The following is a 15025-nucleotide window of genomic DNA, read 5'->3' as shown; positions in this document are numbered from 1 at the left end:
ATAGAACAAATACGTTGTCCGTTCGAAGAGTTTGAGGTGTTGGATTTTTTGGGTTCGATAGTCATGAATGCGTTGTGTCCAGTCACCGCACGACTTACATTTATGACTCTTCTTTGGAACCTCCACATAAAGATGAAAATCTCCACCGATTTCTTCACTTTTCTTGATAATTACACTTTGTAGTCCTGGTACCGGGATGTTAGAATACACCTACACGCAACTCCTTTACTGATTTGTTTCTCGTCAATTCAAGTGTAGTAAAGATTGGAGCTTGCGTGTTTTTTTATGCCAAATTTTCTACGTACCCCAACAAATATTTTAGAGCCAGAAAAAAAGGAGATCTACCTGTGTAGATCTCCTTTTCGTTCCTTCATAACAATAATGCTAGAATCTACTTAGAACGTTACATCTTCTCCGTAATAAGCAGCTTCAAATAGTTTCTTCATTTCATCTTCGGATGTTTCACGAGGATTGGTGCTTGTGCAAGGGTCATCCATTGCGTTCTTAGCCATTTCGTCTACATGCTTCTTGAAGAGTTCTTCTGAAACACCGAAGTCTTTCAATGTGTTTGGTACGCCCATAGCGCGGTTTAAGCTACGAACCCACTCAATTAGAGAGTCAACAAGTTCTTCCGTTGTTTCGCCTTGTAGCTCGAGACGCTTAGCAATTTTCGCGAAGCGTTCACCTACAACGGAACGGTTGAATTGAATGACATATGGCAAGTAGATGCCGTTCGCACAGCCGTGTGGCACATCGAATGTTGGACCACTCTTATGCGCCATGCTGTGAACGTTACCGAGTACAGCGTTTGCGAACGCCATACCAGCCATCGCTTGAGCATAGTGTACTTTCTCGCGAGATTCTTTGTTTCCTTCATACGAAGCGATTAGATGATCATTTAGAATCTCAGCAGCTTCAATGGAAAGAGAATCTGTAAAGGTTGTACGTAGTTTCGCAACATAAGCTTCAATGCTGTGAGTGACCGCATCCATACCGCTATAGGCAATGACTTTCGGTGGCATGTCGTCTACCATAATCGGATCAATTACAGCGAAATCTGGTGTTAAGCCAAAGTCTGCAATTGGATGCTTGACCCCTGTTTCTGAATCTGTAATTACAGACAAGTTGGAAATCTCAGATGCTGTCCCGCTTGTAGTAGGGATACCAATGAATTTCGCTTTCTTACGTAATTCAGGCAAGTTGAAGAGCTTCTTCGCTTCATCAAATGGAAGCTCCGGATGCTCGTACCAAATCCACATAGCTTTGGCAGCGTCCATTGGAGAACCGCCACCAATTCCGATGATCCAATCAGGTTGGAAGTCATTTAGAATAGAGACTTGTTCCTGAATAAGGTTTGTAGAAGGCTCTTCTGTAATGCCTTCAATGACTTTCGTTTCTATATTTGCTTTGGATAGATGTTCTTCAATTTTATTTAAGTTGCCATTCTCTTTGACGGAACCTCCGCCAATGACAAGAGCAGCTTTCTTACCGTCTAATGACTGAAGCACTTCAAGGGCGCCTTCGCCATAATAAATATCGCGTGGAATTGTAAATCGATTCATGTTGAATCCTCCTTTAATGCAAACTAGTGTTATAGTAACCGTTTGTCCTTCTAAATAAACAAGATTTATTAGAAATGCATCAAAGTGCTTAAAAAAATCCCTCTTTCAGTGGAAAGAGGGAAATGATGTATTCTATATTATTGTCCATACCAGTCTCTGTGGTCTTGAATCATTTGGTTGTGTTCTTGACCCCAGTAATCAATTACATACGAATAATCGTAGTTCATAATACATTTAATTCCGCTGCCTTGTGCGTCATGACCAAGTCCGTAGTTGTGAGAGAACTCATGTTGAGCTGCGTGCCATGTGTTTGTAGGACCTTGGTCTAGGTTTACGCTAATCGCACTGCCGTTAGGGTCGTATGGATATACATAAGCAATTCCGCCAGAATTGAAGTTGGCGTCACGTGTGAATCCAACAACAAAGTCATAGCCATTGCCATTGAAGTCCCGGTCTAAGTCTGAAAGGATTTCAGATGCATTGTTTCCTTCAGAAGACCACTTCGCAATAGCTTTCACTTCAAAGTCTATATTGTGGTCGCGTGTAAACGCGTCGTCAGCTTTCTCAACGATTTCGTGTGTCATCGTTTGCCAGTCGCTGTAAGCGCTACGGTATTCTTCGTCAACTGCAACTAGAATAGTAGCTGTTTTAGTAGTTTCTGTGTTCCCTGATGGATCAGTAGAGTCAGAGCCAGAATCAGATCCAGAGTCATTGCCCCAATCGAATAGGCCGAATAGTTCTTCAGAGTTGTCAGAGGTGGATTGTTCTTCCTCGTTCTCATCTTCGTCTTCATCATTATCATCATCGTCGTCTGTTTCTTTCATGTATGTTTCGTCGATTTTCTCTCCATCTTCATCTAAGATTGCTGGAGTCGTGCTTGTTTCAACACGAGCAGGTTGTGCAATGGGTTCATCGTTGTTCGTCTCTGCCTTTGGAAGGGTGTGAGTTTCAACACGGTTTCCTTGGGAGTCTGTAGTCATGACTTCGGTCGTGGCTGAAGTGGGTAAGGCTGGTAAGAATGCTGTGGATAGTGCTAAAGATAGTGAAATGAGTGCTTTTCGTTTCATAAATTGGTAACTCCCTAGTTTTATAGTCGCCTGCGCAAGCAATTATTAAAGTACCACGAGGGACTGCTTGTAAGGGAGGGCATATTGAACCATTTTTGGTAATAATCTAATAGAATTGGATTTATGATACCAATTTATTAGTTTTGTATGAAATTCAACCATGTTTGTGTAAAGAAATGTAAAACCCTCTCCAAATGCGTTAGGAGAGGGAGGTAGAGATGTATTTCCAGTCTAAGAATTCATGGATGCCTTGGTGTCCACCTTCTTTGCCAAATCCAGATTGTTTCACTCCACCGAATGGGGCTTCTGGGGTTGCCGGGAAGACATCATTAATACCAATAATCCCGTAGTGGAGCTGTTCGCTTACAGAGATGGATTGATTTAAATCTTTCGTGAAGACATAAGCGGCTAATCCGTAAGGTGAATCATTCGCGCGGTCAATGGCTTCTCTTTCTTCATCGAAAGGGATGATGGGGAGAACTGGACCGAATGTCTCCTCGTTCATGATTAACATCTCTTCCTTAATAGAAGTCAGCACAACAGGAGGGTGAAAATATCCCGCTAATTGTTCATCTTTCTCATCCCCCCGGTAAAGGACGGTTGCTCCTTTCGATACTGCCTCTTCTACGTGATGCGTTACTTTATCATAAGCTCGCCCATTGATGAGAGGGCCAAGCGTTGTAGATGACTCGAGCCCATCTCCAAGCTTTAGTTCTTTCACTTTCTGAACGAGAAGCTCTTGGAATTCGTTCAGAACCTTTCGTTCTACAAACACACGATTCGCGCAAATACACGTTTGCCCACTGTTACGGAACTTACTTGCAATCGTTAGGTTTACTGCCTTCTCTAAGTCTGCCGATTGAAAGACGAGGATCGGGGCGTGCCCGCCGAGTTCTAATGAGAGTTTCTTCACGGTGTCTGCACTGCCTCGAATCAAATGCTTTCCAACTTCAGTTGAGCCAGTGAAGGTCAGTAAACGTACGTCTTCGCTTTCGAGTAGGGCAGCTCCAATTTTCTCGGCGTCCCCTGTGACGAGATTGACGACTCCTTTAGGCAAGCCTGCCTGGTGAAATACTTTCATTAGTTCAATTGCTGTAAGCGGGGTTTCCGGAGCAGGCTTTAGTACAACGGTGCATCCTGCAGCGAGAGCGGGAGCAATCTTTCTCGTAATCATAGATGCAGGGAAATTCCAAGGCGTAATGGCTCCAATTACTCCAATGGGTTGGGGGATAACGCTTAGCCGTTTAGCTGGGTTTGAGGAGGGGATATGTTCGCCATATAAACGCGTTGCCTCCTCTGCATACCATTCGAGGAAGCTAGCGGCTCCTTTCACTTCACCTTTGGCTTCAGCTAATGGCTTTCCCTGTTCTTTCGTAATCAAGCGGCCGATGAAATCGACCTTATCAAGGAGAATGTCTCTGGCACGATAAAGGTAGTTTGCTCGTTCTCTTGGAGAAAGAGAGGACCAAGAAGGGAAGGCTGCCTTCGCTGCTTGGATGGCTTCTTTCGTTTCTTCCGTACCTCCGAATGAGACCCGCATGATGGGCTGTAGTGTAGCTGGGTTGATGACCGCAATCTTTACATCTGAGATTGCTGAGTGCCACGCACCATCAATGTAAAGAGAGCGTATGGATTGAGTTATATTCATTTCATTCACCTCATGAGTCCGACCATGCTGGGAGCATGGAAGAGAGCGGTTTATCTTCCCGGTAGCCAAGCACATACTCCGCTTGCATAATCGTATGGATTTCTCTTGTTCCTTCATAGATCACTGGAGCTTTGGAATTTCGTAAGTAACGTTCAACAGGGTATTCGTTACAATAGCCATAGGCTCCGTGTATTTGAACGGCGTCGTCTGCTGCTTTATTGGCAAAGTCACACGCTTGCCACTTCGCAAGAGACGTTTCCCTCGTATTCCTCTTGCCCTCATTCTTCAATTCGCCGGCCTTAAAGACGAGGAGCCGACTCATTTGCAGGCCAGCTTCCATGTTCGCAAGCATTTGCTGAACGAGTTGGTGCTTGCCAATCTCTTTGCCGAACGTTTTGCGCTGATGGCAATAGGCAACGCTTGCTTCTAAGCACGCCATGATTAACCCGCAAGCCCCAGCTGCTACGGTGAAGCGCCCGTTATCTAAGGCACTCATGGCAATCTTAAATCCATCGCCTTCTTGGCCGAGCAAATTCTCCTCTGGAACAACTACGTCATCAAAGAACAATTCGCCGGTGTTCCCGGCTCGAATACCAAGCTTTCCTTTCGTTGCTTTGGAGGAGAAGCCTGACCATTCGCGTTCTACAATGAAGGCAGAGATGCCGTGATGCTTCTTAGAAGAGTCGGTGTAGGCAAATACTAGAAAATAGTCTGCCACATCACAAAGAGAAATCCACGTTTTCTGTCCGTTTAACACATAGCTGTTTCCTTCTTTTTTAGCTGTGGTTTGAAGAGAGGCAACATCGGAGCCGGCGCCTGGTTCAGTAAGACCGAATGCACCAATCTTCTCTCCCTTAGCTTGGGGGACAAGATAGGCTTCTTTCTGTGCTTCATTTCCCCACTGAAGTAACGTCATGCTATTAAGCCCCGTATGGACGGATACTGCCGTTCGAAATGCGGTATCTCCTCGCTCTAATTCTTCACACACAATGGCGAGCGCGTTATAGTCCATGCCACTTCCCCCGTAGGCTTCAGGAATACACACTCCCATTAAGCCTAGTTCTGATAGCCTCTTCAAAATGCGTCGGTCAAAATGTCCTGTAGCGTCCCAGTCTCGAATATGAGGTTGGATTTCTTTATCTACGAAATCGCGAACCGTCTTTCGCAACAGCGCTTGTTCCTCGCTATAATGAAAATTCATACTAGCGACCTCCTTCTTCTCGTATTCTAAACTCCTCATTGTGTTCCCCAGGCAGCGGGGGATAGGTGCGATACGAAACATTCGTCCGTGACAATTTCAAGGGACTTCCAACCATACGGATCGTGCCGGCAGTTGGATGATTCATCGACAACAGCAAGTCCCGAGCCGCAATTTGTGGGTCGTTAAATACTTGTTGAACGGACTGAATGGGTCCGCATGGAATGGACGCTTCCTCACACTTCTTCTTCCAATACATCGCAGGCTGCTTCAGAAATTCCGCTTGAAGTTCTTCTGTTAATGCACTGCGATGGGCGACTCGCGCTTCGTTCGTTGCATACCGAGGATCGCTCGCTAACGCATCTTTCCGAATCAGTTCGCACAGCCGCTTGAACTGACGGTCATTGCCAACTGCGATGACAAATGCTCCATCAGAAGCTGCGAATTGCTGATAAGGAACGATATTTGCATGGTGGTTGCCCAGTCGTTCAGGCACCACTCCAGACATCAAATAATTGCTACCAATATTCGCGAGTGCACTAACAGCTGAATCAAATAGGGAGAGATCGATTTTCTGTCCTTTACGGGACACGTTCCGTTCTAATAAGGCCGCTTGAATTCCGATGCACGCATATAAGCCTGTCAGTAAATCTGTAATCGCAACGCCGACTTTTTGGGGTCCAGATTGTGCGTCCCCCGTAATACTCATCAATCCACTCATGGCTTGAATGATGAAATCATACCCAGGTAAATCCCGATAAGGCCCTGTCTCCCCGAATCCGGTAATACTTGCATAAATGATATCTGGCTTAATCTTACGAAGCGTGTCATAACTAAGTCCGAGACGCTCCATTGTGCCTGTCTTAAAATTGTTCAAGACAACGTCGCTTTCCTTAACAAGTTCGAGTAATTGGGTACGTCCATCCTCTGACTTTAAATCGAGAGTGATGCTCTTCTTGTTCCGATTTGCGCACAAGTAATAGGCGCTCACCCCGTCTTGAAAAGGTGGCCCCCATGTTCTCGTTTCATCACTTCCACCTGGTGCTTCAACTTTAATAACTTCAGCACCGAGGTCACCGAGGATCATCGTACAATACGGTCCAGCAAGCACTCTCGATAAATCCAATACGACAATCCCATCTAACGCCCCAGCCATTCAAACCCTCCTTTCTATAAGCACAAAAAAGACCAGTCTGAACCACATCCAATCTCGATTCAAACTGGTGGAAGCGAGATGTGCCGCCACATCCGCTTAGCAAGTTACATTAGTTAAGGGGTTATGGGCGCTGGTTCATCCTTTCTTCCCAGCCGCCGTGTTCTATGTATATTCAGGAGATAACCTGTTCATGCGAAATAGAGGAAGTTGTGGTGGCATTGGTTTATGCACGAAAGGAAAGCTCTCCAGAAATATTCGGCCTACCTATTACGTATAATCCCGTTGTGAATGAAGGAGAGACTGGTTAAAAAGAGAGAGAAGCAGGAAGCGGCGATGATTTCTGAGACCTAATTCGTTCTAAAGTACGAGCAACGATTTTGACTGTAGCTCTTCCTTTCGATATCTTATGAAAGACATGATTGAATAATTTATACTAATTGATGATATTCAGAAAGGGAGGGAAGAGAAATGAAATCAATCTTCCGTAAGTATGTAGAGACATCGTTGCTTAAGAAGATTACCGTTGCCCTTGTGCTAGGGATTGGTGCTGGCTTGCTGTTCGGTGAAGAGATTGCGGTTCTTGCACCACTTGGTGATTTGTTGATGAGGTTGCTTCAATTTATCATCATTCCTATCATTCTCTTTACGCTCATTGTAGGAATTAACCAAACAAAGCTTGGGAATCTAGGTCGAATGGGCGGTAAAGTATTTATTTATTACGCAGCTACTTCAGCGGTCGCGATTATTGTAGGACTGACAGTAGCTAGCATCTTTCAACCAGGTGAAGGAATACCGCAACAACCGGGCGCATCCGTTGATGCCAATGAGCACCCGGGTGTAATGAGTGTTCTTCTATCCATTGTGCCTACGAATATCGTAACGGCGTTTACTGAAATGAACTTATTAGGCATTATTTTCACTGCATTCGTATTTGGAATTGCCATTTCAGCCTTACGTTCTTCCAAGGACTTTAAAGAACAAGGTGACGGGATTTATAACCTTGTCAGCGGATTAAATGAAGCTACCTTTAAAATCATGAATGGCATTCTTCAGTTCGTGCCAATTGGGATCTTCGCGATTATTGCCCAAACGGTTGGAGAGCAAGGTTTAGACACGATACTTTCCCTAGGCAACATGGTACTTGTTCTTTACGTAGCGCTCCTTGTTCAACTTGCTTTATATGTGATCACGATGATGCTATTCAAGGTTAGCCCGAAGGAGTTCTTCTCTCAAGCGCGAACCCCGATGATTACAGCGTTCGTGACGCAGAGTAGTTCAGGGACATTGCCTGTCACGTTGAATGCCGCAAATCGCCTTGGGTTGTCTAAAGGGCTATACGGATTCAGCCTCCCCCTAGGTGCGACGATTAATATGGATGGAGCTGCGATTCGGATTGCAGTATCAGCTGTATTCGCGGCGAACTACGCAGGAGAGCAACTCACATTTGCGAGTATGCTCACGATTGTCCTTGTAGGTACGCTTGCTTCGATTGGTACAGCTGGTGTACCTGGAGCGGGGATTGTGATGATTGCCACCGTCTTCTCTCAAGTCGGCCTGCCATTGGAAGCCGTGGCTGTACTTACATCCATTGACGCGCTCGTCGGCATGGGAGCAACTGCTTTGAACGTAACCGGCGACCTAACCGGAACGACCATTATTCAACGTACGGAGAAAGGGAAGGAAACAGAAAGAATGTCTGCTTAGAATCATAGGGGTTCTTTCTTGTGACTTTCTGAAGGAATAAATCTCTCTGTGCTTTTAGAGTTGAATTGTTGAAACCTTATACCTGATGAATACGACTAGCACGTTTTACAACTTCGGTTGGGGACGTGCTAGTTTCTTTATGAAATTGATTCCTGGTGTCTGATCCTTTCCTTAACAGTTAATGGTTATATATGTTAAATTTAGTTCGTATGTGGGGATAGAACGAGCAAAGATATAAAGGGGACTACGGAATGCTATATAGGAAGACTTCCTTCATAATCGCAACCTTGGCTCTTGCATTAGTTGGTTGCAACCAACCTGAAGAAGGTACGTATATCGAAGGGAACATAACAGAAATTAACGAAGTTAGCGGAGATATGGAAATTGATATTGAAAGTTGGTCTACTGTAGGAGATGAAGAATCCTCTTCAACCAAATTTGGGTTCACCGAAAAGCCCTCTTCCGAAACGATTCGTGTCCACCATCCAGAAGACTATGATGAAGGACAAGCTGTAAGGGTGAATGTGATTAAAAACTATGAAGAAGAAGTATGGGATCTAAATCGATTGAAGTTTGACATTAAAGAAGTAAGCTAGAGGTAAATAGAACGGGATATTCGATCAGAAGTTCCTGTTAAATAAAGGTGGCTTGGGCTTTTGTTACCCAAGCATCTTTGTATATTCTTTGATGTAGATTGGTCGCTTGTTAACATGTTACTTATTGCTCTACTGGGGAAGGGGTGTCCTTCTCCTCAATCATTCGTTTGTACGTTTCTACTTTATAGTCGATTAATTCTTCAGTCGCCATCAATTGCTTTAACTGAGTTTGAATAAAGGTGCGATGCTTTTCTAGTATCGCTAATCGTTCCTGAGCTGTGTGTTCACCTTCATGCGCAAGCTGAACATATTCCTTGATCTTAGCAATGGGCATCTGCGTTTCGCGCAGTTTCTGGACGAACTGAAGGCCCTTTAGGTCTTGTTCGCTGTAGACCCGTCTGCCATTATCTTGTCGAGCTGGGGTTAAGATCCCCTCTTGTTCGTAGTAACGTAAGGTGTGTGGCTTCAGCTGAAGACGTTCTGCGACTTCTTTAATCGTATACAAAGAGATTCGCCTCCTCTCGTTCATTCGTGGTTGGCTTAACGTTCACGTTAAGATGTGGTATTAGTGTAGCATAGATAAGATGGTGGAGGACAAGGGGGATGGAAGTTACGAGTGAAGGCAGCCTTATAGAAAGGCTCCCTTTTTGGGCTCGATGATCTATCATTCCCTGATTGGTCCATACGTTATGATTAAAACAATGAATGTGTCGGTTTATTGGTTTAATGGCTATAGAATGTTGACTTAAAGTGCACTTTAAGAAGTATGCTAGAAATGTACCAAATCGCAACACATGGGAGGAAGGAAAATGAAATATACTGTTATTACAGGAGCAAGTTCAGGAATCGGGTATGAAGCGGCGCTCGCTTTCGCCAATCGTGGGAAATCGTTAATCATCACAGCACGTCGTGAGGACAAGCTAAATGAATTGAAAGCTAAGGTGCAAGAACAGTACCCAGAGGTTGACGTTGTTGTGATTCCTACAGATCTTTCCGTTTCAGAGAATGTCCATGCGTTCTATGAACAAGTTCAGCAATACAATCTAGAGACGTTCGTGAACAATGCAGGATTTGGCAACTTCGATCCCATTGAAGAACATGACATTGGGAAAGTGGAGAAGATGCTTCGCTTGAACAACGAAGCGCTCACCGTTCTGTCTAGCTACTTCGCCCGTGATTATTCAAACGTAGAAGGCACACAGCTTCTTAACATCTCATCTGGTGGCGGCTATACAATCGTGGCAGAAGCTGTGACATACTGTGCAACGAAATTCTTCGTAAGCGCATTTACAGAAGGTCTTGCTCAAGAACTACAAGGACGCGGTTCTAAGATGAAGGCGAAAGTGCTTGCACCGGCTGCGACTGAAACTGAGTTCCTTCAAACATCCATGGATAACGATTCCTTAACGTATGAAGGGTTGGTTCCGCAATATCACACAGCTAAAGAAATGGCTGATTTCCTACTAGACCTTTATGACAGCGATAAGGTAGTCGGAATCGTAGACGGCCAAACCTATGAATTCGAACTTCGCGACCCGATTTACCCATATGTAACTAGACAGGCAAGAGAGGATTAATAGGGACAGAGGGACAGGTTCATTGTCCCTCTGTTGGCAAGCTTTTTTGATCCATGCATTGTATGAGTAAGGGAGGGGGAAGGCACTATGGCAGAGGGTTTGCTTCATCACGTTGAACTTTATGTGAGTGATTTAGAGAAGTCTACGAAGTTTTGGGATTGGTTCTTAACTGAACTTGGATACCATTCTTACCAGAAGTGGGACAAGGGGCAAAGTTGGAAGCTTGGCGAAACGTACTTAGTATTCGTTCAGGCTGAGGCTCGATTTCTTGATGTTCCATTTCATAGATGCCGACCAGGATTAAACCATCTCGCCTTTCATGCAGCTTCACGACAGCGCGTTGATGAGTTGACGGTTAAGTTGAAAGAAAGAGAGATTTCTATACTCTATGAACACGAGCACCCCTTCGCAGGTGGTGAGGATTACTATGCAGTCTATTTTGAGGATCCAGACCGAATTAAAGTGGAAGTGGTCGCGGAGTAAGGACAGAGGGACAGGTTCCCTGTCCCTCTGGTTTATTAATTTGATTGAGAAGGGACGAGGAACCTGTCCCCCTGTCCCGCAAGGAGGAATAATATGAATGAGGTTCGGTGGGGAATTATTGGGTGTGGAGATGTGACGGAGCGTAAGAGTGGGCCTGCGTTTCAGTTGATTGAGCATAGTTCTCTGGTCGCTGTTATGAGAAGGAATGGGGAGAAGGCGAAAGATTATGCTGAACGTCATGGTGTACCAAAGTGGTACGACAAGGCAGAAGACTTGATTCATGATGATGAAGTAGATGCTGTGTATATTGCCACCCCTCCTTCTTCACACAAGGAGCTTACTGCAATGGCGGCTAAGGCAGGTAAGCCTGTATATGTGGAGAAGCCTATGGCCAGTCGCACGGAAGACTGTTATGAAATGGTGCAGGCATGTGAAGAACATGGTGTTCCTCTATACGTTGCCTACTATCGCAGGTCTCTTCCACGCTTCATAAAGGTAAAGGAACTCATCGACAACGGTTCTATAGGGGAAGTGCGGTTCGTGTCGATTGCACAGTCTCAACAGTTGATAAAGAAAGATGAAAGTGGCAATTGGCCATGGAGAGTCATTCCAGAACAGAGTGGGGCTGGATTGTTTTACGATGTTGGGTCTCATACATTAGACCTCTTTGATTACTTGCTTGGACCGATTAAAGACGTCAGAGGCACTGCTCATAATCTATCCGATTCGTATCCTGCTGAGGACACGGTGAGTGGCGTATTTCAGTTCGATTCGGGGGCAGTAGGAACAGGCATTTGGAACTTCTCCTCTTATAAGAATGAGGACGACAACCGGATAGTTGGGACGAAAGGAGAAATCCAATTCTCTACGTTCGACCACAAGCCTATCACTCTACAAACTCCTTCTGGAGAAGATTCGTTCCAGATTGATCACCCGAGGCATATCCAACAGCCGCATATCCAAACAATCGTGAATGAGCTGCGTGGAGTGGGGACTTGTCCAAGCACTGGAATGACTGCCCTACGCACCAATCGTGTAATGGATGAACTAGTGAAAGAGTATTATCAACGCTAAATTCTAGTTAACCGCTTTATGTTCTTGTGCATAAAGCGGTTTTTTTTCTTTCTATTAAATAGGGAGGACTTTGCTCATAGGTGTGTAATTCGTTTAAGAGAGTTTCTGATAAAAATGGGTGTTACTGGGACAAAGAACCTGTCCCCCTGTCCCGCGAGGAGGATATTATGAAGTATGGTGTTTCGGTTATGGATACGTCTCTTGTAGGCGAAATTGAAGAGAGTGGACGATTGGTGCTTGGGCGGCTTGAGCAATTTGCGGAGCAGTTACGGAGCGTGACGACATTTCAGGAGCCGCGTGGAATAGTCTTTCACGACTATGATTCTGCTACAACGCTGTTTTCTACCATTCCTTTGCCTGCCTATACATCGCGAGATTTAATACATATGACGCCTACCATTGAGACGTGGAAGCAAATCTATTTAACATCCGCTAAAGGTACGCAGAAGGTGACACATTACTACAATCATTTAGAACTGGATGATGTGGTAGAAATTGCAGCGCATGAGCTGACTCATCATGCGGACTTTTTCCATTCTGAGTTTGAGGATTGGGAAGAAGAAGAGGCGGAGAACATGTGGTTTGAAGAAGGGATGTGCTTTTACATCCCGAGAAAGTTCCTCTTCACACAAGAAAAGTTTGACGATGTGATGGAGGTGGAGCGAGAGTTGATCCATCTACATAAAGGGGAGTACGGAGAGTACACTCTCGACCAGTTTGGCAAGTCTGGTTATCGGGGCGGACAGGATGAAAGTTATGCAGCAGCCTTCTATGACTACTGGAGAAGTACAGCGACCGTTCACGAGCTCATTCACAACTATTGCGAGGGTGACCTCACTGTACTCATAGGAGTGTATCGACAATGGGTGGAGCAAGGCATGAACGAAAGTCTTCAAGGATTCTTTATTGATTATTTTCAGTTATCAGAAGAAACGGCAAGGAAGTTGTGGCTGAGCGGTGCGGAAAGGTAGGGATTGACGATGGCGACCCCAGAAGTGCTTGTGCTGGGTTCATTCCACATGAATGAACAAGAAGGGCTTCAGACTGACCAGCGACAAGAGGAAATACAAGAGGTGGTAGGTCGACTCCTCACCTTTAAGCCTACGAAAGTGGCGGTAGAGGTTGAAGCTCGACACGATGAGAGGCTCAATGAGTTGTATGGAATGTATAGGGCAGGTGGGTATAAGCTTCCGAACAACGAAATCGATCAGCTCGGATTCCGGATTGCCGATCGTCTAAATCATTCGAAGCTTTATGCAGTAGACTGGATGGGTGGGGATGAAGAAGATAAGAACTTTGACAGCGTGTATAACTGGGTTAAGGAACACCAGCCAGATTTATTCTCAGAGATCTTCAAAGGGTATGAGCTGCCAGCGTTAACGGAAGAGAAGAGTATCCTTGACTATTACAAAGAATTAAATGACCCAACCTGGTTAAGACAAATCCATTCTACTTATGTGAATATGGCGAGGATTGGTGAAGTGGACAATTATATAGGCATGAAGTGGCTAACATGGTGGTATAGACGAAATCTAATTCTATTCAGTAATCTTGCCAGGCATCTTTCTCAAGAGAATGAGCGAATCCTGTTTATTGTTGGATTATCACATAGCGAAATCATCTCGAACTTTCTCAAGGAAAGCGGATGTTGTAAAGTTGTGTCGCCCCTGGCTTATCTAGAACCTTAATCTTGTCTATACTATGCCGGTGCTATTGGTTGTTGTAGGTAAGTATCTTGATAATGAGTCTTCTGGTAAAGGGCAGGTTTCTTGAAGAAGGTTAATAAGTTTTGGGAGGGATTAACGAAAAATGAGTGTTCTTTTTAGAGTCGTACTGTATGTAAAGAATATCGAGGAATCTTTAAAATTTTATCAAGACATTATTGGATTAGAATTGTATGGTAGAGGTAAACGAGGTGCACGTTTTAATTATGATTGTTTTTCGTTGTTACTTACTTCTGAATCAGCATTAGGAGATAAACACTATTTTAAAAATAAGGCAAAAAGTGATATTAAAGGGAATGGCTTTGAGCTAATAATAGTTGTAGATGAATTGGAAAAAGTGTATCAACGATGTCTTGATAACTATTACCCAATTGAGGTTGAAGTGGAAAAATACCCTTGGGATATGAGAGGTTTTAAGGTCGCTGACCCAGATGGATATTTTATAAGGATTACTTCTGAATGATATTTGATATTTGTGAAAACCTGTACTTAAACTAATGGGGGCGTTTCTCGAACACAGAGTAGGCTTCTTTTCTTTATGCTTGGACAACAGGAATGTGGAATAGTCAGTTTATTGAAGGGTTGTTCGTATGATTATTCGGTGAGAAAGGTGGGAAGAATTGAGATGCAAAAATGCAAAAGCTGTGGTGAAAATTCATTTGTAAAAGTACCAGAGTTTGAAAAAGAACTAACTGTCTGTCTAAATTGTGGGGAGGTAATTTCAATACGGTTCATAAACCCAAGTATATTAAAGAAATATATAAATCCCGATAATCTAAAATAAACATGTATTAAAGTAGCCAGATTTATTATCTAACCTAAATTTTTGAGAGAAGACATCTAATTGTGAATGGCATATTTGAAATAGAAGGTGTTCCAAAAGCAATGAGGTATTATAGTGTTAAATTTCGATAATACTACTTCAACTATCAGGGGCGTAAGTTTAAAGTCTTCTCCAAATGTCTCGGGATTAAATCTTCCACAAAAGGGGACAATTCTGCAACATTAGAATTGCCCCCTTTTTATGTGTAGACCAGGGTAGAAGAAGGCTCAGTTTATAGACAAATAGAATAGTTCGCTAAGTTTTGAAACTTTATCCAGTTTTATCCGTAATTAATTTAACAAAGGATAATTTAAAAAAACATACATAAATGCGCGTTGCACTTGCTATAAAGCACTTTCAAAGTAGTGTTTTTTTTGATGTGTATTGCTTGTAAGAATGAAGGGGTGCTGAAT

15 protein-coding genes are annotated in these 15025 nt (G+C 43.9%); 8 read left to right on the top strand and 7 right to left on the bottom strand.

The features are described from left to right. The 6 genes from H513_RS0109865 to H513_RS0109840 all read right to left on the bottom strand — a co-directional run. Positions 1-210 (bottom strand): transposase family protein (locus H513_RS0109865; RefSeq protein WP_026799884.1); only part of this gene is annotated, 210 nt, incomplete at its 3' end. Positions 211-395: 185 nt separating this feature from the next. Then, positions 396-1562 carry an iron-containing alcohol dehydrogenase gene (locus tag H513_RS0109860; protein ID WP_026800599.1) on the bottom strand — a complete coding sequence of 389 codons (1167 nt, stop codon included), beginning with the start codon at positions 1560-1562 and terminating at the stop codon, positions 396-398. Between the two features lie 137 nt (positions 1563-1699). Further along, positions 1700-2629, bottom strand: a complete 930-nt coding sequence (locus tag H513_RS0109855) for a zinc-dependent metalloprotease (protein WP_026800598.1) — start codon at positions 2627-2629, stop codon at positions 1700-1702. 199 nt (positions 2630-2828) lie between these two features. Then, positions 2829-4277, bottom strand: a complete 1449-nt coding sequence (locus H513_RS0109850) for an NAD-dependent succinate-semialdehyde dehydrogenase (RefSeq protein ID WP_026800597.1) — start codon at positions 4275-4277, stop codon at positions 2829-2831. 10 nt (positions 4278-4287) lie between these two features. Continuing rightward, a complete protein-coding gene (locus H513_RS0109845) occupies positions 4288-5478 on the bottom strand; it encodes an acyl-CoA dehydrogenase family protein (protein ID WP_026800596.1) in 1191 nt (396 codons plus the stop codon). A gap of 1 nt (position 5479) precedes the next feature. Next, entirely contained in the window at positions 5480-6631 is a 1152-nt protein-coding gene (locus H513_RS0109840) for a CaiB/BaiF CoA transferase family protein (protein ID WP_026800595.1), read from the bottom strand. A gap of 468 nt (positions 6632-7099) precedes the next feature. Here H513_RS0109840 and H513_RS0109835 point away from each other — a divergent pair, with 468 nt between their 5' ends. Further along, positions 7100-8335 (top strand): dicarboxylate/amino acid:cation symporter, encoded by a 1236-nt coding sequence (locus tag H513_RS0109835; RefSeq protein WP_026800594.1) that lies wholly within the window; start codon positions 7100-7102, stop codon positions 8333-8335. Between the two features lie 251 nt (positions 8336-8586). Further along, positions 8587-8931: a hypothetical protein gene (locus tag H513_RS0109830; RefSeq protein WP_026800593.1), complete on the top strand. Its 345-nt coding sequence runs from the start codon at positions 8587-8589 to the stop codon at positions 8929-8931. Positions 8932-9052: 121 nt separating this feature from the next. On the opposite strand, the gene H513_RS0109825 is transcribed toward H513_RS0109830, so the two are convergent. After that, entirely contained in the window at positions 9053-9436 is a 384-nt protein-coding gene (locus H513_RS0109825) for a MerR family transcriptional regulator (protein WP_026800592.1), read from the bottom strand. A gap of 304 nt (positions 9437-9740) precedes the next feature. On the opposite strand from H513_RS0109825, the gene H513_RS0109820 reads away from it, so the two are divergent. The 6 genes from H513_RS0109820 to H513_RS0109795 all read left to right on the top strand — a co-directional run bounded on the left by H513_RS0109820 (position 9741) and on the right by H513_RS0109795 (position 14252). Beyond that, positions 9741-10508, top strand: coding sequence for an SDR family NAD(P)-dependent oxidoreductase (locus H513_RS0109820; protein WP_026800591.1), 768 nt, complete (start codon positions 9741-9743; stop codon positions 10506-10508). Positions 10509-10595: 87 nt separating this feature from the next. Then, on the top strand, positions 10596-10991 hold the full coding sequence (locus H513_RS0109815; protein ID WP_026800590.1) for a VOC family protein: 396 nt from the start codon (positions 10596-10598) through the stop codon (positions 10989-10991). 93 nt (positions 10992-11084) lie between these two features. After that, positions 11085-12065 carry a Gfo/Idh/MocA family protein gene (locus H513_RS0109810; protein ID WP_026800589.1) on the top strand — a complete coding sequence of 327 codons (981 nt, stop codon included), beginning with the start codon at positions 11085-11087 and terminating at the stop codon, positions 12063-12065. A gap of 167 nt (positions 12066-12232) precedes the next feature. Next, positions 12233-13036, top strand: a complete 804-nt coding sequence (locus tag H513_RS0109805; protein WP_026800588.1) for a hypothetical protein — start codon at positions 12233-12235, stop codon at positions 13034-13036. Positions 13037-13045: 9 nt separating this feature from the next. Then, entirely contained in the window at positions 13046-13753 is a 708-nt protein-coding gene (locus H513_RS0109800) for a DUF5694 domain-containing protein (protein ID WP_036770557.1), read from the top strand. Positions 13754-13874: 121 nt separating this feature from the next. Next, positions 13875-14252 (top strand): VOC family protein, encoded by a 378-nt coding sequence (locus H513_RS0109795; RefSeq protein ID WP_026800586.1) that lies wholly within the window; start codon positions 13875-13877, stop codon positions 14250-14252. Positions 14253-15025: the final 773 nt, after the last annotated feature.

Source organism: Pontibacillus halophilus JSM 076056 = DSM 19796 (genome assembly GCF_000425205.1).
GTDB lineage: Bacteria > Bacillota > Bacilli > Bacillales > BH030062 > Pontibacillus_A > Pontibacillus_A halophilus.
Note: the sequence above shows the minus strand (reverse complement) of the source record. Positions and strands in the feature narration are given on the sequence as shown.